This window comes from Roseateles sp. P5_E8, from assembly GCF_054177665.1.
In genome coordinates this window covers 14862-36031 of the sequence record NZ_JBGCUM010000032.1, presented here as the reverse complement: position 1 = coordinate 36031, position 21170 = coordinate 14862, and the positions used below count along the sequence as shown (strand labels likewise).

Below are 21170 nucleotides of genomic sequence, written 5' to 3'. Positions count from 1 at the left end.
CCCGGCCCTGGCTTCAGCATTTCTGCGGGCGCCTTGGTCGACCTTCGCTCCTGCTCCTTACAGCAACACCCCCATCCGAGTGGCTCCTGTGAAGCTAGGGAGTAATGGCTGCGGCCTGGCGGCGACAGCAGCACGCAGGGGTGTCGCCCTGCATGCCAATCAACAGGAGATCTCTCAAATGAACAACGCAAATCACGCCGTCCGCGCCCCCCACCGGACAGCCCTCGCGCCGCATCGGCTGGCCGCCCTCGGGGTGGCGCTTGCAGCCGCCCTCTCGCTGCCTCAACTGGCCGCCGCGCAAGCGCCGGCCTACCAGATCACATTCACGAACCTGACGAGCAATGCCGCGGCGACGGGTGCGGCGACGGCACAGACCGGCCAGCGGCTGTCGCCCCCGGTGTTCATCACGCACAGCGACGCCTACACGGCTTTCACTGTCGGCCAGGCCGCACCGGAGACGATCTGGCGCATTGCAGAAGGCGGCGACCGCAGCTTTCTGCTCAACGAAGTGAACGCCCTCGTCGGCACGAGCGTGCGCAGCGTCGCCGCGCCGCTGTCTGCGCCCCTGCCTCAACAGGACTCCGTGACGGTCATGGTGAATGCCGATGCGTCCCACCACCTGCTGTCGTTTGCCAGCATGCTGGGCTGGACGAATGACGGCTTCGTCGGCGTCAGCGGCCTGGACCTGTCCACCATCACCGGCACCGTCACGATCAACCTGTACGGCTACGACGCGGGCTCGGAGAAGAACAGCGAGGCCAATGGATTTCTCGGCGCACTCGGGCTGGGCAACGCGCGTGATCCCGAAGGCGGTTTGATCACCACCCACCTGGGCATCCGGGGCGACGCGAACGCGCCAGCGGCCTGGAACTGGCTGCCAGGCCCCGCTGCCAGCCTGACCATCACCGCTGTGCCCGAGCCGGGCAGTTGGGCCCTGCTGCTGGTGGGCGGGCTGCCGCTGCTGCACCTGCTGCGCAAGCGTGCAGGCGCAGGTACCGCGCACAAGGTCTGAGCGCAGCCTGCGCACCGTAGTGAGCCGCAGCGATTTAGGGCGGCCCAAATGTTGCGGTTCGCAGGCTCACCTAACCAACAGCGCTTGGCCGGCGGGCAAGGCGCGGATCTTCAGATTCGAGGACCGCCTGTGGCGCTACGCGACTCGATGGCGCTGTGGCCCGGTTCTGCCGCTGGTTCAGCCGCGCCGACGAAGCGCCAGTGCCAGCAGCCCGCCACTCAGCAGCAGCGCCGCCGAGGGCTCGGGCACCGGCGCATAGGGCACCGTCCAGTCCACGCCGCTCTGGCTGCTCAGCGAATAACTGATCGCACCGCCCGCCACGGTGACGCCGCTGATGCCCTGCCATGTCAGCGTGCTGGCGAAGTCGCTGGTCGCCTCGCTGAACCAGTTCGGCCCGGCGCCGGCCGTGCCCGCGGACGCACGCGAGAAGACACCCAGCTCAAACGGCGTGCCCAGCACGAACGTGACGCTGAAGTTGACGTTCTGGTCGATCACCTCGTGAAAGGGAAAGCCGCCCTGACCCTGACCCTGGGCGCGGAAGACCTGACCACCAACCGCCGCGTTGTTGAGCCAGACCTGGCTGCCGATCCGGGTATAGCTGTTGCCGATAGGCAGGCCATCGAGCACGCCGTCGAGATGGACGCTGAAGCTCACCACGGCGTTCTGGCCGATCTGGGCCGGGTTGGCCGGTATCAGCGTCCACGTGTCCGTCCACCCTGCGGTGCTTTCTGCGGCTGCGAAACCGGCGCTGGCATTGGCGCGGAAATGGGCATACATGCCCACCGCGCCGTAGGCGGCGCTGCCGGTGGAGTCGGCCTGCACGGACGGCGTCGCCTGGCTGTAGGCGCCACTGGCCGTCAACTGCTGCCCCGGCGTGGTGGTCGAGGCAGAGTTGCAGTTGGACAGGCCCGGCTGCCAGTCGAACAGGCCGCCTTCGATCGGAAAGGAGCCGCTGGCCATGCCGGCACAGCTCGACACGAGAGCGCCCGTGGACCCGAGATCCTGCTGGCTCATTTCGGCCGCGAAGGTGGGCAGGCTTGCCAGGGCGAGGGGCAGCACGGTGAGGCAGTTGCGCATGGCGGACTCCTTGTTTGGAGACCGAAGGCTAGGCTTCCGTTCAGGCGCCGTCAGTCCCTAAAGACGACTGATCCCTGCCGTGCTCGGATTACGTCTGTACGCCGCAGGTGTCGCATTCTGGGCAACCGATGGCTACACCGACAGCCCATCGGCTATCACGCCCATCACGCCCATCACGCCCTTGCCGTCCGTCTGATGGGCGACCACCGCCGCAAGACGCGAGCGGAGTACGCCTATCCCATCGGCCCGGCTGTCAATGTTGTGCGCCCCCGCCTACCCCAGAGCGCGCCAAGTGCTGACCTGTGCCACCAAGCAATCCACTACCGTTTGAGTTCCATTCGCCTTCAAGGAACCCAACATGAGCTTCTTCTCAAAAATCCTCGAGAAACTGGGCATCGAAAAACGCGAGGAGGCCGCTGCCCCGGCGCCGACCAGCGCGTCCACAGCTGCATCGCCGGCTCCCAGCGCGAGCCCCGTCACGCCCCAGCCAGCGGGCCTGATGCCCGATGGCACGCCAGCGCCGATCGGGATCGTTGACGTCGAAGCGCAGCTCGAACAACGCGCCGCCAACAACGCCCAGAAGCTCAACTGGCGAACCTCGATCGTTGACCTGCTGAAGCTCCTCGATATCGACTCCAGTTTGGAGGCTCGCAAGGAACTGGCCGTCGAATTGCGTTGCCCTGCTGAACTGATGCAGGACTCGGCCAAGATGAATGTCTGGCTGCACAAGATGGTGCTTGCCAAGATCGCCGTGAACGGCGGCAAGGTTCCCCAGTCGCTGCTCGACTGATCCTGCCCGGCCTTGCAGACGGCTTGAGCGAGCCGGTTTCACCAATCCTTGCTCAAGCCGGCGGCATTCTGTTGCCGTTCAAGACGCTGCACCGGCAGCCTGCCGGCCGAGACATTGCGGTTCGCAGGCTCACCCGCCGAGTGCAGGCGTGACCAAGGTGATGTGCGGTGGCACTCGTGTAGCCTCCTCGCATGCACCGCCGCCTCGCCCTGGTCACCGCAGCGCTCGTCGCCAGCGCCGCCCTCGCCACCTGCGCCGTCGTCAGCAGCCTGCACACCGGCCATCTCGACATCAAGCAGGCCGAGCTGCAAGCGCGCATCGCGCCGCGCTTCCCGACCCACCACTGCAAGCTGCTCATCGCCTGCCTGGACCTGTCCAACCCCGTCGTGGTGTTGACCGACGGCGACGACCGCATCGGCATCACGGCCGATGCCAAGGTGACGCTGGGCACGCGTGAACGCATCGGTCGGGTCGGCCTGTCGGCCCGGCCTCGCTACGTGCCGGCCGAGGGCCAGCTCTTCCTGGAAGACCTGCAAGTCACGACGCTGGAGCTCAGCGGCCTGCCCGCCGAGTACGCCGAGGTGGTGAAGCTCTACGCCCCGCAGCTCGCCAAGGACGCGCTGCAACGCCGTCCCGTCTACACGCTGGACACCAGCACCGCCAAGGGCGCGCTGGCCAGGCTGGCGGTGCGGGACGTGAAAGTGGTGGGGGGCAAGCTGCGGGTGAGCTTCAGCGAGGCTTCCAGCCGTTGAGCCGCGCAGCCGCGAAGTCCTCGCTCGCCCTTTGAGGCACGGCTGGCGCTGATGCGTTCGCCTTGAGGGACCCGCCGCGAGAAGCCTTGCTTTGATGAGCATGATGCGCGTGGCGAAGTCGGCGTCCTCGCGCGGCAAGGTCATCAGCAGGTGCACGTGGTCGGGCAGCACGCAGATTGCGTCCACGACGAACGGGCGTGACCTGCGTACGGTGCGGAAGCTGTCCCGCAGTGCGTCGATGTTCTCCGTCAGCAGGCGCCCGCTGCGGCCGGCCGCATTCAGCGTGAAGAAATAGCTGGCACCCGGCGTATCGGCTCTGCGGTAGCGCATGGGCTTTTTGTAGGTTGGGGTGAACGGGAGTCAACCCCAACGGGCTATGGTGGTCAAACGTTGGGGTTCGCAGGTTCACGCCAACCTGCCGGGCTTGGGGCACCATCCGCCGGATGAAAGTCTTCATCTCGCTGTTGCTTGCACTGCTGGCATTGCCCGTTGCGGCGCGGACCCCGCCCTATCGGGTCAAGCATGGCCTGTGGGAGCCGTCCGAGGCCGACATGGAGGGGCGCCTCAGGTGCCCTGGAGCGCCTCGGCCACGCCCCAGAACGCAGGCTTGGGCGTGTAGTCGTCGTTGAAGAGCAGCGGCCACACCTTGAACGGATAGACGTAGTTCATCCAGGTCTCGCCGTCCACCAGGCCCCAGAAGGTGATGCCGGCACGCTGGGCTTTTGGCACAGCGTCCAGGTAGGCCTTGACGATGGCCTTGCAGCGGGCCTTCTGCGCCTGAGCGATCTCGTCGGTCAGGGTGGGTACGCCGTAGATGTTGTCGAAGACATCCATCTCAGAGATGCGCACCTTGTAGCCCCGGTCCGCCACGGCCTTGAAGGACTGCTGGATGCGCTCGTTGCTCGGATCGCCCTGGGTCGCGGAGACGGCAGTGCCGAGGCCGGTGTGCATCTGGAACCCGACGCCGTCGACGGGGATGCCGCGCGCCTTGAAATCGTCCAGCATGGCGAGCATGGTGTCGAGCTTCTTGCCGCCGCCTTCGATGGAGAAGTCGTTGTAGTACAGGTCAACGCCGGGGGCTGCGGCGCGGGCGGCGATGAAGGCGTTCTCGATGTACTTCTTGCCTACCTTCTGCAAGAAGATGCTGTTGCGAAAGCCCGAGGCGGCACTCTCGTCCAGGGCTTCGTTGACGACGTCCCAGCTCTGGGTGCGCGTGCCGAAGTGGCGGCAGATCTGCGTGACGTGATCGTCCAGCATGGCCGCCCAATCGCCGCTGTAGGCCTTCATCCAATCGGGGATTTCAGAGTCCCAGTGCCAGATCAGCGTGTGGCCGTGCAGGCGCATGCCGTGGGCTTCCGCATAACTGGCAAGCTGGTCGGCGTCGGCGAAGAAGAACTCCTTCTCGCCGGGGTGCAGGTAGCGCATCTTCATGATCACGCCCGCCACGAGGCTGTTGAAGTGCTTGTTGATGGTGGGCAGTTGCTCGGGCAGCGTGAAGATGCTGCGGGCCTCCTTCGCGGCACTGACTTCCACGCCAATGGGGAACTCGGCCAGATCCTTCAGCGCGGGCACCACGGCAGGCGGGGGAGTGGGCGTCGGAACCGGCGCGGGTACAGGTGGCGGTGGGGGCTGCGTTTGCACGGGCGGCGCCGGAGCAGGCGTAGGCACGCTGCCGCCCCCTCCACAGCCCGTCAAAGCCAACGCCAGGGTGCCCTGCACCACGCTACGTCTGTCCATTCCGTTCTCCTGCGCCCCGGCATGACAACGCTGTCAATGCCAACATAGAAAAAGCTGCATGTGAAGGCAGCCGTCGTCGTGAGAGCGCCGTTGTAGCGGTTGGCGCGTTAGGCGGATAGGGTGGAATCCCGGCGTTTGCAGGACTTTCCCCCTCAGCCCTCCGCGCCCGGGTCCAGTCAGGAAAATCTCAGCGCGGCGATCGGCTGCGCGGCGGGCAGCGCGGCGGTGAGCGCGGCGGGCAACTGGCTTTGCGGCAAATTGCTTACTCGCTGCCTAGGCATCGCAGAACGCGAGGAAGCCGCCGCCCCGGCGCCGACCAGCGCGTCCACAGCCGCATCGCCGGCTCCCAGCGCGAGCGCCGTCGCGCCTCAGCCAGCGGGCCTGATGCCCGATGGCACGCCAGCGCCGATCGGAATCAAGAGGCTGCACCGGCAGGCAACCGGCCGAGACATTGAGGTTTGCAGGCTCACCCGCCGCGTGCGGCGTTACCAAGGTGATGTGCGGTGGCACTCGTGTAGCCTCGTCGCATGCACCGCCGCCTCGCCCTGGTCACCGCAGCGCTCATCGCCAGCGCTGCCCTCGCCACCTGCGCCGTTGTCAGCAGCCTGCACACCGGCCATCTCGACATCGAGCAGGCCGAGCTGCAAGCACGCATCGCGCCGCGCTTCCCGACCCACCACTGCAAGCTGCTCATCGCCTGCCTGGACCTGTCCAACCCCGTCGTGGTGTTGACCGACGGCGACGACCGCATTGGCATCACGGCCGATGCCAAGGTGACGCTGGGCACGCGTGAACGCGTCGGTCGAGTCGGCCTGTCGGCCCGGCCGCGCTACGTGCCGGTCGAGGGCCAGCTCTTCCTTGAAGACCTGCAAGTCACGACGCTGGAGCTCAGCGGCCTGCCCGCCGAGTACGCCGAGGTGGTGAAGCTCTACGCCCCGCAGTTCGCCAAGGACGCGCTGCAACGCCGTCCCGTCTACACGGTGGACACCAGCACCGCCAAGGGCGCGCTGGCCAAGCTGGCGGTGCGGGGCGTGAAAGTGGTGGGGGGAAGCTGCGGGTGAGCTTCAGCGAGGCTTCCAGCCGTTGAGCCGCGCAGCCGCGAAGCCCTCGCTCGCCCTTTGAGGCACGGCTGGCGCTGATGCGTTCGCCTAGAGGGACCCGCCGCGAGAAGCCTTGCTTGATGAGCATGATGCGCGTGGCGAAGTCGGCGTCCTCGCGCGGCAAGGTCATCAGCAGGTGCAGGTGGTCGGGCAGCACGCAAATGGCGTCCAGTTCGAACGGGCGTGACCTGCGCACCGTGCGGAAGCTGTCGCGCAACGCGTCGATGTGATCCGTCCGCAGGCGGCCGACGCGGTCAGCCGCATTCAGCGTGAAGAAGTATGTGGCGCCCGGCGTGTCGGCGCGGCGGTAGCGCATGGGGCTTTTCGTAGGTTGGGGTGAGTAGAGCGAACCCCAACCTACGGGCTGCGTCACCCCATCCTCCGAGCCTGAAACTGCCCCGTTTTCTCTTGTTTACTCGTCAATGTGTTGGAGATGAAGGCTTACGCGGCCGCGGTCGTTAAGCCCGTAGATTATGTAGGTATGCCCCGCCATCACGCGGAACGTAGCTTCTGGATACGCGCTCCAGGTTCCCTGCATACAATCGGCACGCACCGAATATATTCCCGGAAGCAATACAACTGAATTCAAAGATGTGCCTTTTGCATCAAGCACCTTAACCTTTTCCGAATTCCACACCTGCATAAACCAGCAAGGAAGCCGGTAGCTTTCACTCTCATATTTCGGAATGTTACGTTCCGCCGTTGCATAGATTTTCCCAGTTTCCCGAGCAGACAAGCCCCCTGCTTCCTTCTGCACCATGTGGGTGGTACACCCTTCGAGCAGCATCAGAAACGCAGCAAAAGATCCATATAGAAAATACTTATTCATCCCTTCCCTTTCGATAACCATTTTTATCTTTGTTCAACCTACCGAGCTGACTCTTCCGTCCGCGGTCACGGCTTAGAGCGCGACCGATGCTCTTTGTAGAAGTCGGCGCATTCCTGGAGGTCGCTCGCGAGGCGAGCACGGGCGTCTCTTGATTCCTCCGTTCCCGCCGCGCTCAAAGAAAACGCGGCGGCATAAGCCGTCATACCCCGCCGCTGAGCTCGCCGCATTCCCGAAATCGCTTCGTCCTCGCCAACATACGACAACGCGGCCTGAGTGAAGCCGCCAACGATAGAGAAGCGGGACTCGTACTCTTGATGCTTGTTCTTGCGCAGTTCGATGTCGACAGCGAACTTACCCGCACACCCCAGGAGGCGATCGACGATTGGCCGATCTTCGTCGGAGACGGTCCGAGCCTCCACCTGCACACCGCGCTCACTGTTTGGCGCGTACGGCACTTCCTCATCAATGCGGAGACTGCCTTTGGACAAGCCTGGGGCGAGATTGCGCCAACTCAGCTTGGCTCCCTCGTGCATTGGGATCACGCTAAGCGATGCAGCGTAGTCGACGCGCAATGAAGAGAAGTTGATCTGGTACAGCCGGTTCGCATCAGCGTCTAACCGCAGTTGCCCGGAACCAAACTGAGTTCTTGAGCCATACCTCAGCTTCAGCCGGTGAGGCCCTGGCAACACATGCACGACCGACGCGCAATCACCATCGCGCTCCAGCGAAACGCCATCGATCTCGCAGATAGTCGCGGACTCATTGTTGGGACGGCCATCCATCGTAAACAGGATGGCCACCTCGCTGCGTTCTCGCGTAGGCCCCTCGTAGGCCAGCACACGACGCAGGGACTCCAGAGGGAAATCGGCCGCGCTACTAATTGTGGAAGCGGCGGAAATGGCACAAAGCACCCATGCACGAGGGAGGCAGCGCTTCAACACTTGTTTCTAGAACTTGTTGCGATTACCGGATGCTAGAGGCGGTTCTCTATGAGCAATGCGTGAGCGCCGTACGACTTCTACCTAAAACAGGAAATACCTCTGCGCCATCGGCAACTCCTTCGCCGGCTCGCAGGTCAGCAGCACGCCGTCCGCCCTCACCTCATACGTCTGCGCGTCGATCTCCATGACCGGCAGGTAGTTGTTGAGCAGCATGTCGGCCTTCTTGACCGAGCGGCAGCCCTTCACCGGCACCAGCGTCTTGGCCAGACCAAGCTTCTCGACATTGCCCTGGCCGGCCTGGCTGACGAAGGTGAGCGAGCCCTGCTGGAGCGCCGCGCCGAACGAGCCGAACATCGGCCGGTAGTGCACCGGCTGCGGCGTCGGGATGGAGGCATTCGCGTCGCCCATCGCGGCGGCGGCGATGAAGCCGCCTTTCAGGATCAGTGACGGCTTCACGCCGAAGAAGGCGGGCTTCCACAGCACGAGGTCAGCCCACTTGCCGACTTCGATGCTGCCCACCTCGTGGCTGATGCCGTGGGCCAGCGCGGGGTTGATGGCGAGCTTGGCGAGGTAGCGCTTCACGCGGGCGTTGTCGTTGCCGGCGCCGTCGCCAGGCAAGGCGCCGCGCTGCACCTTCATCTTGTGCGCGGTCTGCCAGCAACGCAGGCTCACCTCGCCCACGCGGCCCATGGCCTGCGAGTCGGACGAGAACATGCTGATGGCCCCGAGGTCGTGCAGGATGTCTTCGGCAGCGATGGTCTCGCGGCGGATGCGGCTTTCGGCAAAGGCCAGGTCTTCGGCGATGCCCGCGTCCAGGTGATGGCAGACCATCAGCATGTCGAGGTGCTCGTCCAGCGTGTTGACGGTGAACGGGCGCGTCGGGTTGGTGGAGCTGGGCAGCACGTTGGCCTCGCCCACCACACGCATGATGTCCGGCGCATGGCCGCCGCCCGCGCCTTCGGTGTGGAAGCTGTGGATGGTGCGGCCCTTGAAGGCGGCAATCGTGTCTTCGACAAAGCCCGATTCGTTGAGCGTGTCGGTGTGGATGGCGACCTGTGTGTCGGTCAGCTCGGCCACGTTCAGGCAGTTGTCGATGGCCGCGGGCGTGGTGCCCCAGTCCTCGTGCAGCTTCAGGCCGATGGCGCCGGCGTCGATCTGCTGCATCAGCGCCTCGGGGCGGCTGGCGTTGCCCTTGCCCATGAAGCCCAGGTTCATCGGGAAGGCCTCGGCGGCCTTCAGCATCGTCGCGATGTGGTGCGGGCCGGGCGTGCAAGTGGTGGCCAGCGTGCCGGTGGCGGGGCCGGTGCCGCCACCGATCATGGTGGTGACGCCGCTCATCAGCGCCTCTTCGATCTGCTGCGGGCAGATGAAGTGGATGTGGGTGTCGATGGCGCCGGGCGTGACGATGAAGCCCTCGCCCGCAATGATTTCGGTGCCGGGGCCGATGACGATGTCCACGCCGGGCTGCACGTCGGGGTTGCCGGCCTTGCCGATGGCCGCGATGCGGCAGCCGCGCAGGCCGATGTCGGCCTTTACGATGCCCCAGTGGTCGAGGATGACGACGTTGGTGATGACGGTGTCGACTGCGTCACCCGGACCCGGCCCGTTGATGCGCTGGGACTGGCCCATGCCGTCGCGCACGGTCTTGCCGCCGCCGAACTTGACCTCTTCCCCGTAGCCGCCGGCACGCAGCGTCAGGTCTTGCTCGATCTCGATGATGAGGGCGGTGTCGGCCAGGCGCAGCTTGTCGCCGACGGTGGGGCCGAGCATCTCGGCGTAGGCGCGTCGGGAGATTTTCATAGCTTGCCTTGGACGAGGCCGCGGAAGCCGTAGACCGTGCGGTCGCCGGCCAGGTCGACCAGCTCGACGGTGCGCGACTGCCCCGGCTCGAAGCGCACGGCCGTGCCGCTGCAAATGTTGAGCCGCATGCCGCGCGCGGCCTCGCGGTCGAAGCCGAGGGCCGCATTGGTCTCGGCGAAGTGGTAATGGGAGCCGACCTGGATGGGCCGCTCGCCGGTGTTGGACACCTTGAGCGTCAGCGTGCGGCGGCCGGGGTTCAGCTCGTGTTCACCGTCAGCGGTGATCAGCTCGCCGGGGATCATCACTTGCGCCCTTTGGTGAACCACCAGACGGCGACGCCGGCGGCGGCCACCAGCGCCATCAGGCCCGTGCCTTCCCAACCGTGCAAGTGAGCGGACGGCGCGCCATGGCCGTCGTGGGCAAACGCCGGAGCGGCGATCAGGAGCAGTGCAAGTGCGCGCATGGTTCTGGCTTCAGGCAATGGGTTGGTGGACCGTGACGAGCTTGGTGCCGTCCGGAAAGGTCGCTTCGACCTGGATCTCGGGAATCATCTCGGCGATGCCGTCCATGACGTCGTCCCGCGTCAGGATCTCGCGGCCTTCGCTCATCAGCTGGGCGACGGTCTTGCCGTCGCGCGCGCCTTCGAGGATGGCTGCGCTGATGAAGGCGACGGCTTCGGGGTAGTTGAGCTTGAGGCCTCGGGCCTTGCGGCGTTCGGCAAGCAATGCCGCAGTGAACAGCAGCAGCTTGTCTTTCTCTCGGGGTGTGAGTTCCATTCGCTTTTGCTCGTTGTTCAGCTCGGTTTGACTATGGCTTGCAAGGCGGGTGCCAGTCGATCAGCACCTGCCCGGGGTCGGGCTTGCGGGCCGGGCCGGCGGGTTTGCGGGCCGGGGTGCCCAGTGCGATCCAGCCGACCAGCGTTTCGCCGGGTTCGCAGAAGGCGGCGGCGATGGCCGGGGTTCGGACCTTGGCGCCGCTGAGCATCTTGCCGCCGAAGCCCAGCAGATGGGCCGCCATCAGGAAGTTGCTCACCGCGCCGCCCACGGCCGCCCACTGCTCGTGGGCCGGCACCAGCGGATGGCCCAGGTCAATGCGGGCGACGACGGCGACGGTGACCGGTGGCTTGAGCGCCCGCTCTGCGTCCAGCGCCGCGCCCTCCTCGCCCTTGCCGGCCATGCGAGCGGCATCGGCGAACAGGTCGGCCATGCCTTGCTTGGCACTGCCGCGCACCAGCTTGAAGCGGTAGGGCACCAGTTCGGCGTGGTCGGGCGCACGCAGGGCGGCCTGCACCATCAGGGCGAGCTGTGCGTCGTCGGGCCCGGGCTCGACGAGGTGCTTGGGGCCGACCGAATAGCGCCCCAGCAGCGCGTCCAGGGCGGCTGGCGTCGTCATCGCCGGGGTCAGCTGTTCTTGGAAATCGAGATCGTCGGGAACTTGGCCGAGTAATCCTTGCTCTGCGCCGCGACCTTGGCGGCCACCTTGCGGGCCAGGGCCTTGTAGAGCACGGCCACGTCGCCGTCGGGCTCGGCCGCCACCGTCGGCGTGCCGGAGTCGGCCTGGGCGCGGATGCTCATGGCCAGGGGCAGCGAGGCCAGCAGCTCGGTGCCGTACTGGGCCGCCATCTTCTGGCCGCCATCGGCGCCGAAGATGTGCTCGGCGTGGCCGCAGTTGGAGCAGATGTGCACGGCCATGTTCTCGACGATGCCGAGGATGGGGATGCCCACCTTCTCGAACATCTTCAGGCCCTTCTTGGCGTCGATGAGGGCGATGTCCTGCGGCGTGGTGACGATGACGGCGCCGGTGACGGGCACGCGCTGCGAGAGGGTCAGCTGGATGTCGCCGGTGCCGGGCGGCAGGTCGATGACGAGGTAGTCCAGGTCTTGCCAGTTCGTCTGGCGCAGCAGCTGCTCCAGCGCCTGCGTGGCCATGGGGCCGCGCCAGATCATGGCCTGGTCGTCGTCGACGAGGAAGCCGATGGAGTTGAGCTGCAGGCCGTGGGCGACATGCGGCTCCATGGTCTTGCCGTCATGCGAATCGGGTCTGCCGCTGGCGCCCAGCATCAGCGGCTGGCTGGGGCCGTAGATGTCGGCGTCCAGCACACCCACGCGGGCGCCTTCGGCATGCAGGGCCAGGGCCAGGTTGGCAGCGGTGGTGCTCTTGCCGACGCCGCCCTTGCCGGAGGCGACGGCGATGATGTTCTTCACACCCGGCAGCAATTGCACGCCGCGCTGCACGGCATGGGCGACGACGTTGGTCGTAAGGGCCACGCTGACGGTGCCGACGCCGGGCAACGCCTGGGCGGCGGCCACCAGGGCTGCGGTAAGCGCTGCGTGCTGGCTGGCGGCGGGGTAGGCCAGCTCGACGGCGATGGCCACGTCACTGCCGGAGACCTTGACCGACTTGATGGCCTTGGCCTCACCCAGCGTGCGGCCGCCGTCGGGGCCTGCCACGGCTTGCAGCAGGGGTTGAAGCGCGGCTTCGGAGATGGCGGTCATGGCAGGAAACAGTTCACGAGAAAGCAGGGCCAGCAGTCTAGCCTTGGGGCTTTTGCATCCAGTGCGCAGGGTTGTGCGTAGAGTGCCCTGATCCAGTCCCGACGCCGGAGATTCGTGCATGCGCCGTACCACCCTGATGCTCACCGCCGCCCTGCTCGGCGCCCCCGCTCTGGCGCAATCCAGCGGCGGCGGCAAGCTGCTGCTGACCGGCGGCGTGTCCAGCATCGACGGCGCGGCCGGCGGTGGCCTGACACCCTGGGCCGTGACCGGCAGCTACGCCACCGAGGGCGAGGTGGGCGCCACGGCCTTCGTCACGCGCGCCAAGACCGGCAACTACGGGCTGTGGACCTATGGCGCGGCGCTGGCCGTGCATGACCGCTTCGAGGTCAGCATCGCCCGGCAGGACTTCGACACCCAGAGCAACCTGGCGCCGCTCGGCCTGGACGGCCTGCACCTGAAGCAGGACATCTTCGGCGCCAAGCTGCGCATTGCCGGCGACGCGGTGCTGGACAGCGACACGCTGATGCCGCAGATCGCCATCGGCCTGGAGCACAAGAAGGCGCACGTTGGCGCGCTGGGCCCCACGCTGTTCGGTCCGCTGGGGGCGAAGTCATCTGGCACCGATTTCTATGTCAGCGCCACCAAGCTCTTCCTGGCCGAGGGCGTGCTCGTCAACCTGACGCTGCGCGCCACCAAGGCCAACCAGAACGGCCTGCTGGGCTTTGGCGGTGCGCAGGGCGGCGGCACCAAGGTGCAGCCCGAGTTCTCCATCGCCAAGCTGCTGACCAAGAACCTGGCCATCGGCGTGGAGTTCCGCGCCAAGCCGGACAACCTGCACGAGTCGGTGCTGGGCTCGGGCGCGCTGAAGGAGGACGACTGGAAGGACATCTTCATCGCCTGGGCGCCCAGCAAGCAGGTGTCCATCACGGCCGCCTGGGTGGACCTCGGCCGCATCGCGCCGGCCGTGCAGCCCAAGCGCCAGACGGGTGCCTACCTGTCGGCGCAGTTCGCCTTCTAGGAGAAAAGCCATGCGTTCCATCGCCCTTGCCTGTCTTCTCCTCACCGGTGCTGCTTTGGCGCAGGCGCAGGCCAACGACGGCGTCTACCAGGCCTGGGGCGGCAAGGCCGGCATCCGCGCGGTGATGGACGATTTCGTGCCCCGCCTGTTTGCCGACCCGCGCACGGCGCCCTTCTTCAGGAACGCCAACCGCGAGAACCTGACGACCCAGCTCACCGAGCAGCTCTGCCAGGAGGCCGGCGGGCCCTGCGTCTACAAGGGCGTGCCCATGAAGCTGGCCCACCAGGAGCTGGAGATTGGCCGGCGTGACTTCAACGCACTGGTTGAGATCCTGCAGCAGGCCATGGACGCCAAGGCCATCCCGTTCGCCGCGCAGAACGGCATGCTGGCGCGGCTGGCGCCCATGCACCGCGAAATCGTCACGCCGGTGAGCGAATTGCAGCAGCGCCCGTAAAGAACCTTTTCGTTTACAGACCGGCCACGAGCCGATCAGAAGTGCGTGGCAAGCTGGCGACCATGCAACTTCTTCGCCTTCGCCTGACGACCGCCGCCGCGCTGGTGGCCTGCGGCAGCCTCTCCCCCGCCGCTTTCGCCCAGACCAACCCCACCCCGCCCGACAGCGCCGCCTCGGCTCCGCAACGCCCGGCCGCCAGGCCCGCCGCCGATGCCAAGTCCGCCGAGCAGCTCAAGCGCGTCGAGATCAGCGGCACGGTCAGCGACGACTCCATGCGCCGCGCCTCAACGGCCAGCAAGATCGTCATCACCCGCGAGGAGATCGAGAAGTTCGGTGACTCGACCGTGGGCGAAGTGCTCAAGCGCCTGCCCGGCGTGACCACCGGCGGCCGCCCGGGCCGCGGCGGCGATGTGCGCATGCGCGGCATGGGCGGTGGCTTCACGCAGATCCTCGTCAACGGCGAGCGCATGCCGCCCGGCTTCTCGCTGGACCAGCTGCCGCCCGAACAGGTCGAGCGCATCGAGGTGTTGCGCGCCCCCACCGCCGAGTACGGCGCGCGCGCCATCGCCGGCACCATCAACGTCGTGCTGCGCGAGGCGCTGAAGAAGAAGCTCAACGAGTTCCGCGCCGGTGTGCAGCTGGAGCGCGGCAAGGTCAGCCCCGGCATCAGCTGGAGCCGCAACGACAGCTTCGGCGAAGGCCACACCTACACCTTCGGCCTGAATGCGCTGCGCGGCGAGCGCGCGGACGACGTCATCAGCGACACGCTGCGCGTCAACCGCGCCACGGGTGCCGAGCAGCTGCAGGTCACGCGCGGCCGCAACGAGGACACGCGCCAGAGCCTGAACCTGAATGGTCGCGTGCAGTTCAAGCTGGGCGCCCAAGACAGCCTGAGCATCCAGCCCTTCATCGTCGTGAACAAGTCGGACAGCCACTCCGACATCTCGCGCACGACCACGCCGACGCCGGTGCCGCCGCTGCCCGGTGATTTCGACCGCGTGCAGACCGACGGCGACAACCGCTTCACGATGGCGCGCCTGAACGTGCAGTGGCAGACGCGTCCGGACGCCAACACGCGCGTCGAACTGCGCGGCGGCGTGGGCGGCGCCAGTGGCGGCAGCCACAGCCTGCGCCAGGAGACGCTGCTGGGCGCCCCCTCGCGGCTACAGCAAGACACCACCGACACACGCGACCGCAACTGGAGCCTGACGGGCAAGTACTCGCGCAGCCTGGAGAACGAACACAACCTCGTGATCGGCGCCGAGGGCGAGGGCAACACCCGGGACGCGAGCCGCATCACGCTGGTCAACGGCGCGCCGCAACCAGGCCTGGGCGATTTCGGCGACAACATGGACGCCTCCACCACACGCTTTGCGGCCTATGCGCAGGACGAGTGGACGGTCGGCAAGCAGTGGGACTTTTACGCCGGCCTGCGCTGGGAAGGCATCAAGACCGAGAGCAGCGCCGCCAACTATGCGGTCAGCAACAGCTCCAGCGTGTTCACGCCGCTGGCGCACGCCCGCTACAAGCTGGACCCGGGCGGCAAGGAAGCCATCCGCATGAGCCTGACGCGCAGCTACCGCAGCCCGCAGCTGCAGGACCTGATCGCGCGGCCCAGCATCAACAGCAACGTGCCGCACGACATCACGACGCCCGACCGCGCCGGCAACCCCGATCTGAAGCCCGAACTGGCCACCGGCCTGGAGATCGGCTACGAGAAGTACCTGACCAAGGGCGGCCTGCTCAGCGCCAACTTCTTCGCGCGCAGCATCAACAACCTGATGCGCAACGTGACGGCGCTGGAGACGGTGTCCTGGAGCGCCACGCCGCGCTGGGTTGCGCGGCCACGCAACCTCGGCAAGGCCAGCACGATGGGGCTGGAGCTGGAGGCCAAGTTCCGGCTGGACGAGTATTTCGAGGAGGCGCTGCCCATCAACGTGCGCAGCAATCTGAGCTTCTTCACGTCCAAGGTGGACGGCCTGCCAGGCCCCAACAACCGCATCGAGGGCCAGCCCAAGGCGACGGCCAACCTGGGGTTCGACTACCGGCTGCGTTCCGTGCCGTTGTCGGTTGGCGCCTCATTGAACTGGACCCCTTCGTCCACCATCCAGCAGACCTCACTCACCGAGGTGACCACCAACCGCAAGCTGGTGAGCGACGCCTTCGTGATGTGGAGCGTCACACCGGAGCAGTCGCTGCGCCTGTCGGCCAGCAACCTGACGCCGCTGGACTACTACACGGGCAGCATCAGCACGACGGACGCGCAGATCGTCTCGACGCGTAGCGGCGGGCCGAGTTATACGCAGTGGCAGGTTAGGTGGGAGATGAAGATTTGAGGGCGGGGCCGCGGCCACGCCTTTGGTAGTTGGTTGCCTTTGCGCTTGTCCTTTCGACCCGTTGCATCGCGCCGGGAGTCCGCCCCGGCGGGCGGGTAACTTTTCTCTGCGGCGCCAGAGAAAAGTCACCAAAAGAGAGGCGCTGAATCCGCACTCCAGCGGGCTGACGGGCTTGGCCGTGGATCGCGCCCAGACGCGAACCGCTGCGCTCTCGCTGCTGTCCTTGTGACGAGCACCATCCATCGCCCCTTCACGCCGCCTAACGCCGGCTGCACGCCGGGCTCACCAGGGGATACCGCGTCGCTGGGGCGACGCCAGTGGAGGTAAGCGCGGTGTCGCGTCGCCCGAGCGACGCTGCATTTGGATTTCTCGTGAGCCCGGCGTGCAGCCGCGCGTTAGGCGGGCTGAAGCGGCAATGAGTGGTGCTCGTGACAAGGACAGCAGCGAGAGCGCAGCGGCTCGCGTCTTCCCACTCAACCGGCGGCTGTTGCACGGCGCAGCTCGTGCATGTGGTGCTCGTGTGCGGTTCAGGGCCTCTTCTTTGGTGACTTTCTTCTGGCCCCGCAGAAGAAAGTTACCCGGCCGCCGGGACGGACTCCCGGCAATGCAGCGAGCAGACACGCTCTCCGCAAGAGCAAACAACTAACGACTTAGCCAGGCGAACTCGCCGTCACCCACGGCCCCGTCAACCCATCCAACTCACAGTCCCACAACGCCTGCGCGTCCATTGCATCGACGACGCCCTCGCCATAGACCTTCAATGCCAGGCTGCGCAACATGATGACCATGCCCCGCACAAACGCCGCGCGCCCCGCCTCACCGGCCACACCCAGCAGCACCGAGGCGTCCAGCTTCACGTAATCCAGCCCCGCCTGATACAGCCGCTCCACCTGCGCCAGGCCGGCACCGGCATGCTCAAGACCCAGCTTCACGCCCAGCGGTCGCAGCTGCAGCCCCAGCTCCAGCAGCCGCTCGAAATGCTCTGTCGCGGCCGCCTCGGCCAAATCCAGCAACAAGGAACGCGCCGCCTGCGGCCACTGGCCCAGCAGCTCGCGCAACTGCGGCAGGAAGCTGGCATCGGCCAGCGACGCCGGCGCCACGTTGATGCAACGCGCCTGGCCGTCCGCCGCGATGGCCTTGAGCGCCAGGCCCACGGCGAAGAGGTCCACTGCCGCCGTCATGCGCGCCCGCGCGGCGAACGGCAGCCAGGATGCGGCGGGCAGGTAGCCGGCATCCAGCTGCAGTTGCAGCGGGCATTCCAGATGCACCAGGCGGCCGGCACGGTCCCGCACGGGGAACTCGACGAGGCGGCCGCGCTGGGCCGTCACCGCCTCCTGCAACTGCGACCGCCACAGACCCTCGCCCTGCTCGCGACCCACGCCCGGGTCAGCCACGATCTCGACGACGAAGCCGCCGCGCGACTCGCTCAGGTGCTCGGCCCGCGCCAGCGCGGCATCGGCCTCGCCGAGCCAGACCGGGCTGGGCCGCTCGCGCGGCAGCTCGATGGCGCCCAGCGCCACCTGCACGCCAGGGCCGAAGGCCGGCAGGCTGGCGCGCAGCGCGTCGGACAAGGCATGCGCCGTCTCGGCCGCCACGCCCGGTGCGGGCAGCCACAGCGCGAAGTCGCCGCCATTGAGCCGGCCAACGCGGCAGCCCGACACCGACTCGGGATACGCCTGCAAGGCCGTGACGACCGTCAGCAGCACATCGTCCACCGCGCCACGCCCCAGGCGGGCGTTAAGCCCGGCGAGGTCGCGCAGGCGCACGAGCACCAGGCCGGCCACCGCCGGGCCGTCGTCGCGCTGCAGAGCGGCATCCAGTTCGGCGAGGAAATGCTTGCGCGTGGACACGCCGGTCAGCGGGTCGTGGTGAACCTGCTCGCGCAGCACGAGGAGCTGGCCGGCCTGGGCTTCGAACAGGTCGCGCACGCGCTGCACCATGGCGTTCATCGCCCGCGTCAGCCGCTGCAGCTCGGGCACGCGCGGCTCGGCGACCTGGCCGTAGCTGCCGGCCAGCACGCCCTCGGCCTGGGCCACGGCCGCGTCCAGCGGGCGGCGGATGCGGCGCAGGCCCGCCCAGGCCAGCACGGCCGCCGCAATGCCCACCACCAGCAACCAGGCCAGCAGCCGGCGCGAGGCCAGCCAGAGCGCGTCATGCGCGTAGCTTGATTGGCTCTTCAATTCGACGGCACCGATGGCGTTCCAGCCGTTCGACAGCTGCGCCACGCCGGCCGGCGCCTCGATGGGCACGAGGCCGCGGAACCACGCCGGCGACTGACCTGGCCTGGCGCCACCGGCGCGCTCGAACAGCGTCTCGCCCTTGAGGCCACGCCAGCGCACGAACTCGTAGGCACCGGTGTCGTACTGGGCCGAGATGAGCAGCTTGATGAGTTCGCCGTCGCCGCCCTGCTGCGACAGCGCCAGGCCCAGGGACTGCGCGTTGTCGGCGTTCTTCAGCTGCAGCTGCGTCTGCATCAGCTGCCGCAGCGACAAGGTCGACAGCCCGACCGCGCCCACCAGCGCCGCCAGCACCACGCCCAGCACCAGCCAGGCGATCTGCCGCATCAACGACATGTCTCACTCCCCATTACAGAAACCCCTCTGCTCTGACCTTGGCGACGAGTTCGCGCCACAGCGACAAGCGCGCCAGCGGGTCGCCCGCCGTGACCTGACCGACGCCCTGCCACAGGCCCTCGGTGTTGAAGCTGAACACCGGCGTCAGGTCGGCGCGCTGCGAGGCCGGCAGCACCTCGGGGCGCAGGTTGTCCAGGATCAACGGCTCGGCGCCCGGCTGGGCATAGTAGGCCAGCACCATGTGGGCCAGCGACTGCCCCTGCATGCGCGCCCGCACGTAGACCAGGCGCAGCTTGGCGGTTGGCACGCCGGCGCCGGCCAGGCTGAAGTACTTGGCGATGGCGTAGTCCTCGCAGTCGCCGGCACGCTTGTCCAGGCTCTCCAGCGGCGAGGCCCAGTAGTCGGGCAGGCCCCAGGTGACGGCGTCGTCCTTGAAGGCCAGCCGGCGGTTGAAGAAGTCGTTGACGTCCTTGAGCCGCTGCAGCTCGTCCTGCGTGCCGCTGCGCTCGATCTGCTGCACCAGGGCCTGTGCTTGCTCCAGCACGCGCGGCCCACGCTCGGCGGCGGCCTCCAGCACCCGCGCCGCGTCGTAGGCGGCGGCCGCCAGCAAGGGCACCACCATCAACGCGGCCAGCCACCACCGGCGAGGCCGGGTTGGAGGGGCGCAACAGGCGGGCGAAGTCGGCAAGATTGACGGCGGGCAGGGATTGAATTCACTGTACCCGTGCGAAGTGCCGCTCCGGCGCCACTAAGATTTTTGGATCATGCAGAACCCGGCACCTTCCCACGCCAACGCCAATCCCGGCGCCCGCGCGCAGCAGATCCGCGACGACCTCGACCAGTCGCGACGCCGCGGCCCCTTGCAGCACATCCAGATCCCGCCCTGCCCCGAACTGCTGGCCCAGCTCCAGCAGGCCATGGCCACGCCCGAACCCGACCTCAACCTGGTCGCGCGCATCGCCTCCAGCGACGTGGCCATGGCCGCCACGCTGCTGCGCACAGCCAACAGCCCGCGGTTCAAGCCGGTGGGCCTGCCCTGCACCACCGTCGGCCAGGCCATGACGCGCATCGGCCTGCGCGAGAGCGTGGCCGTGATGACGGGCTTCCTGGTGCAGCACGCCATTCCCGTCAACACGCCGCAGCTCGCCCGCTTCTGGGAGCGCAGTGCCAAGCGCGCCATCGCCATGGCCACCATCGCGCAGGAACTGCCTGCCCTGTCGCCCGACCTGGCGCACAGCTTCGGTCTGTTCCTGCATGTCGGCGTACCGGTGCTGCTGCAGAGCGTGCGCGGCTATGCGGCGACCATGGTGGAGGCCGGCGCGCGCATCGACCGGCCCTACATCTCGACAGAAAACGCCAACCACCGCACCGACCATGCCGTCGTCGGCGCCCTCGTCATCCGCGTCTGGAACCTGCCGGCGCCGCTGATGGCCGCCATCCGCCTGCACCATGACTTCACCGCGCTGGGCCATGCCGGCATCGAGCCCGAGATCCACACGCTGATTGCCGCCGGCCTCATCGCCGAGCACCTGATGCGCCGCCACGAAGGCCTGCCGGAGGACGCCGACTGGGCAGGCCACCAGCAGGCTGCGATGGACTGGTTGCACATCGATTGGGAAGAGCTGGGCCACTGGGAAGAGGCCGTCAACGCGCAGTTCGATGCGGTTTAAGTTTCCGAGGTTGCGCGTCGTCATCCTCGCCGTCATGGTGGCGGCAACGACGGTCACGCTGGGCTGGTGGATCTTCGGCCCCGCCGGTGTCGCCGTGGAGCTGACGCAGCGCAGCTGGCGCATGGAGATCGTCATCGAGCGGCTGCGCAGCGAGGCCAGCTCGGACTGGTGCGACGACCTGCCCGCCGACGCCCGCGACGTGACGCGGCGCGTGATGGCCGATCCCAAGGGCAAACGCGCCGAGCCGGGCGAGCACTGCCGCTACAACCAGCTCGTCTGGCGTCGCCACTGGATCGCCAAGACCGAGGGCGGCCCCGCAGACCGCCCCGACTGGCCGCGCCCGCCGCTGCGCGTGGCCCCGCCCGGCGAGCCCGGCAGCGAACGCCTGGGCAAGCGCGAGGCCTATTTCGAGATCGAGCTGCGCGACAGCAGCAACCACGCCTGGGTCTGCCGCGTCACTCAGCAGCGCTGGCAGCAGCTGCGCGTGGGCCAGCGGTTTCGCGTGCCGGTGGACCGCTTCGGCACGGCTCCTAGAGCGCCGCTACCATCGCACGCCGGCCAGGGCACGCAGGCCCCGGACCGGCAT

General features: G+C 67.4%; 20 protein-coding genes and 2 pseudogenes. 8 read left to right on the top strand and 14 right to left on the bottom strand.

Annotated features, from left to right (window positions below; all coding sequences use genetic code 11):
* The first annotated feature begins 178 nt into the window (after nt 1-178).
* Entirely contained in the window at nt 179-1012 is an 834-nt protein-coding gene (locus ACXRVZ_RS17955) for a spondin domain-containing protein (RefSeq protein WP_457423303.1), read from the top strand.
* A gap of 177 nt (nt 1013-1189) precedes the next feature.
* Here ACXRVZ_RS17955 and ACXRVZ_RS17950 read toward each other — a convergent pair whose 3' ends face one another.
* Nucleotides 1190-2089: a PEP-CTERM sorting domain-containing protein gene (locus ACXRVZ_RS17950; protein ID WP_457423301.1), complete on the bottom strand. Its 900-nt coding sequence runs from the start codon at nt 2087-2089 to the stop codon at nt 1190-1192.
* A 358-nt stretch (nt 2090-2447) separates the two neighbouring features.
* On the opposite strand from ACXRVZ_RS17950, the gene ACXRVZ_RS17945 reads away from it, so the two are divergent.
* Both ACXRVZ_RS17945 and ACXRVZ_RS17940 read left to right on the top strand, forming a co-directional pair.
* A complete protein-coding gene (locus tag ACXRVZ_RS17945) occupies nt 2448-2879 on the top strand; it encodes a DUF3597 domain-containing protein (protein ID WP_457423299.1) in 432 nt (143 codons plus the stop codon).
* Nucleotides 2880-3070: 191 nt separating this feature from the next.
* Entirely contained in the window at nt 3071-3631 is a 561-nt protein-coding gene (locus tag ACXRVZ_RS17940) for a DUF1439 domain-containing protein (RefSeq protein ID WP_458232658.1), read from the top strand.
* A gap of 78 nt (nt 3632-3709) precedes the next feature.
* Here the strand turns inward: ACXRVZ_RS17940 and ACXRVZ_RS17935 are convergent.
* Nucleotides 3710-3961 (bottom strand): annotated as a pseudogene (locus ACXRVZ_RS17935) (REP-associated tyrosine transposase); the annotation flags it as partial.
* 234 nt (nt 3962-4195) lie between these two features.
* Nucleotides 4196-5203 carry an endo-1,4-beta-xylanase gene (locus tag ACXRVZ_RS17930; protein WP_458232657.1) on the bottom strand — a complete coding sequence of 336 codons (1008 nt, stop codon included), beginning with the start codon at nt 5201-5203 and terminating at the stop codon, nt 4196-4198.
* A gap of 692 nt (nt 5204-5895) precedes the next feature.
* On the opposite strand from ACXRVZ_RS17930, the gene ACXRVZ_RS17925 reads away from it, so the two are divergent.
* Nucleotides 5896-6429, top strand: coding sequence for a DUF1439 domain-containing protein (locus ACXRVZ_RS17925; protein WP_458232656.1), 534 nt, complete (start codon nt 5896-5898; stop codon nt 6427-6429).
* Nucleotides 6430-6532: 103 nt separating this feature from the next.
* Here the strand turns inward: ACXRVZ_RS17925 and ACXRVZ_RS17920 are convergent.
* From ACXRVZ_RS17920 to apbC, 9 genes and pseudogenes are all read right to left on the bottom strand, one after another.
* Nucleotides 6533-6784: pseudogene (locus ACXRVZ_RS17920) on the bottom strand (REP-associated tyrosine transposase); the annotation flags it as partial.
* A gap of 96 nt (nt 6785-6880) precedes the next feature.
* Nucleotides 6881-7297 carry a hypothetical protein gene (locus ACXRVZ_RS17915; RefSeq protein ID WP_457427826.1) on the bottom strand — a complete coding sequence of 139 codons (417 nt, stop codon included), beginning with the start codon at nt 7295-7297 and terminating at the stop codon, nt 6881-6883.
* Nucleotides 7298-7362: 65 nt separating this feature from the next.
* Complete coding sequence (locus ACXRVZ_RS17910; RefSeq protein ID WP_457427828.1) at nt 7363-8235, bottom strand: hypothetical protein; 873 nt, start codon at nt 8233-8235, stop codon at nt 7363-7365.
* Nucleotides 8236-8319: 84 nt separating this feature from the next.
* Nucleotides 8320-10038, bottom strand: coding sequence for an urease subunit alpha (ureC, locus tag ACXRVZ_RS17905; protein ID WP_458232655.1), 1719 nt, complete (start codon nt 10036-10038; stop codon nt 8320-8322).
* Nucleotides 10035-10340: an urease subunit beta gene (locus ACXRVZ_RS17900; protein ID WP_457427832.1), complete on the bottom strand. Its 306-nt coding sequence runs from the start codon at nt 10338-10340 to the stop codon at nt 10035-10037. The genes ureC and ACXRVZ_RS17900 overlap by 4 nt, the downstream gene beginning before the upstream one ends.
* Complete coding sequence (locus ACXRVZ_RS17895; RefSeq protein ID WP_457427834.1) at nt 10340-10501, bottom strand: hypothetical protein; 162 nt, start codon at nt 10499-10501, stop codon at nt 10340-10342. The genes ACXRVZ_RS17900 and ACXRVZ_RS17895 overlap by 1 nt, the downstream gene beginning before the upstream one ends.
* A gap of 10 nt (nt 10502-10511) precedes the next feature.
* Nucleotides 10512-10814, bottom strand: coding sequence for an urease subunit gamma (locus tag ACXRVZ_RS17890; RefSeq protein ID WP_457427836.1), 303 nt, complete (start codon nt 10812-10814; stop codon nt 10512-10514).
* A 31-nt stretch (nt 10815-10845) separates the two neighbouring features.
* On the bottom strand, nt 10846-11430 hold the full coding sequence (locus ACXRVZ_RS17885) for a nitroreductase family protein (protein ID WP_457427838.1): 585 nt from the start codon (nt 11428-11430) through the stop codon (nt 10846-10848).
* An 8-nt stretch (nt 11431-11438) separates the two neighbouring features.
* The gene (gene apbC / locus ACXRVZ_RS17880) at nt 11439-12533 is read right to left on the bottom strand and encodes an iron-sulfur cluster carrier protein ApbC (protein WP_458232654.1); all 1095 of its coding nucleotides are present in this window, start codon (nt 12531-12533) and stop codon (nt 11439-11441) included.
* Nucleotides 12534-12651: 118 nt separating this feature from the next.
* Between apbC and ACXRVZ_RS17875 the strand changes: the two genes are divergently transcribed.
* The 3 genes from ACXRVZ_RS17875 (at nt 12652) to ACXRVZ_RS17865 (ending at nt 16341) form a co-directional block, all read left to right on the top strand.
* Nucleotides 12652-13551 (top strand): DUF3034 family protein, encoded by a 900-nt coding sequence (locus ACXRVZ_RS17875; RefSeq protein WP_457427841.1) that lies wholly within the window; start codon nt 12652-12654, stop codon nt 13549-13551.
* A gap of 10 nt (nt 13552-13561) precedes the next feature.
* Nucleotides 13562-14005, top strand: coding sequence for a group I truncated hemoglobin (locus ACXRVZ_RS17870; RefSeq protein WP_457427843.1), 444 nt, complete (start codon nt 13562-13564; stop codon nt 14003-14005).
* A 62-nt stretch (nt 14006-14067) separates the two neighbouring features.
* Nucleotides 14068-16341, top strand: coding sequence for a TonB-dependent receptor plug domain-containing protein (locus ACXRVZ_RS17865; RefSeq protein WP_457427845.1), 2274 nt, complete (start codon nt 14068-14070; stop codon nt 16339-16341).
* A gap of 650 nt (nt 16342-16991) precedes the next feature.
* Here the strand turns inward: ACXRVZ_RS17865 and ACXRVZ_RS17860 are convergent.
* Together ACXRVZ_RS17860 and ACXRVZ_RS17855 are read right to left on the bottom strand one after the other, a co-directional pair.
* Entirely contained in the window at nt 16992-18914 is a 1923-nt protein-coding gene (locus ACXRVZ_RS17860; protein WP_458232653.1) for a bifunctional diguanylate cyclase/phosphodiesterase, read from the bottom strand.
* Between the two features lie 13 nt (nt 18915-18927).
* Nucleotides 18928-19536, bottom strand: coding sequence for a transglutaminase-like cysteine peptidase (locus ACXRVZ_RS17855; protein WP_457427849.1), 609 nt, complete (start codon nt 19534-19536; stop codon nt 18928-18930).
* Between the two features lie 142 nt (nt 19537-19678).
* Between ACXRVZ_RS17855 and ACXRVZ_RS17850 the strand changes: the two genes are divergently transcribed.
* Complete coding sequence (locus ACXRVZ_RS17850; RefSeq protein ID WP_457427852.1) at nt 19679-20584, top strand: HDOD domain-containing protein; 906 nt, start codon at nt 19679-19681, stop codon at nt 20582-20584.
* Nucleotides 20585-21170 lie beyond the last annotated feature (586 nt).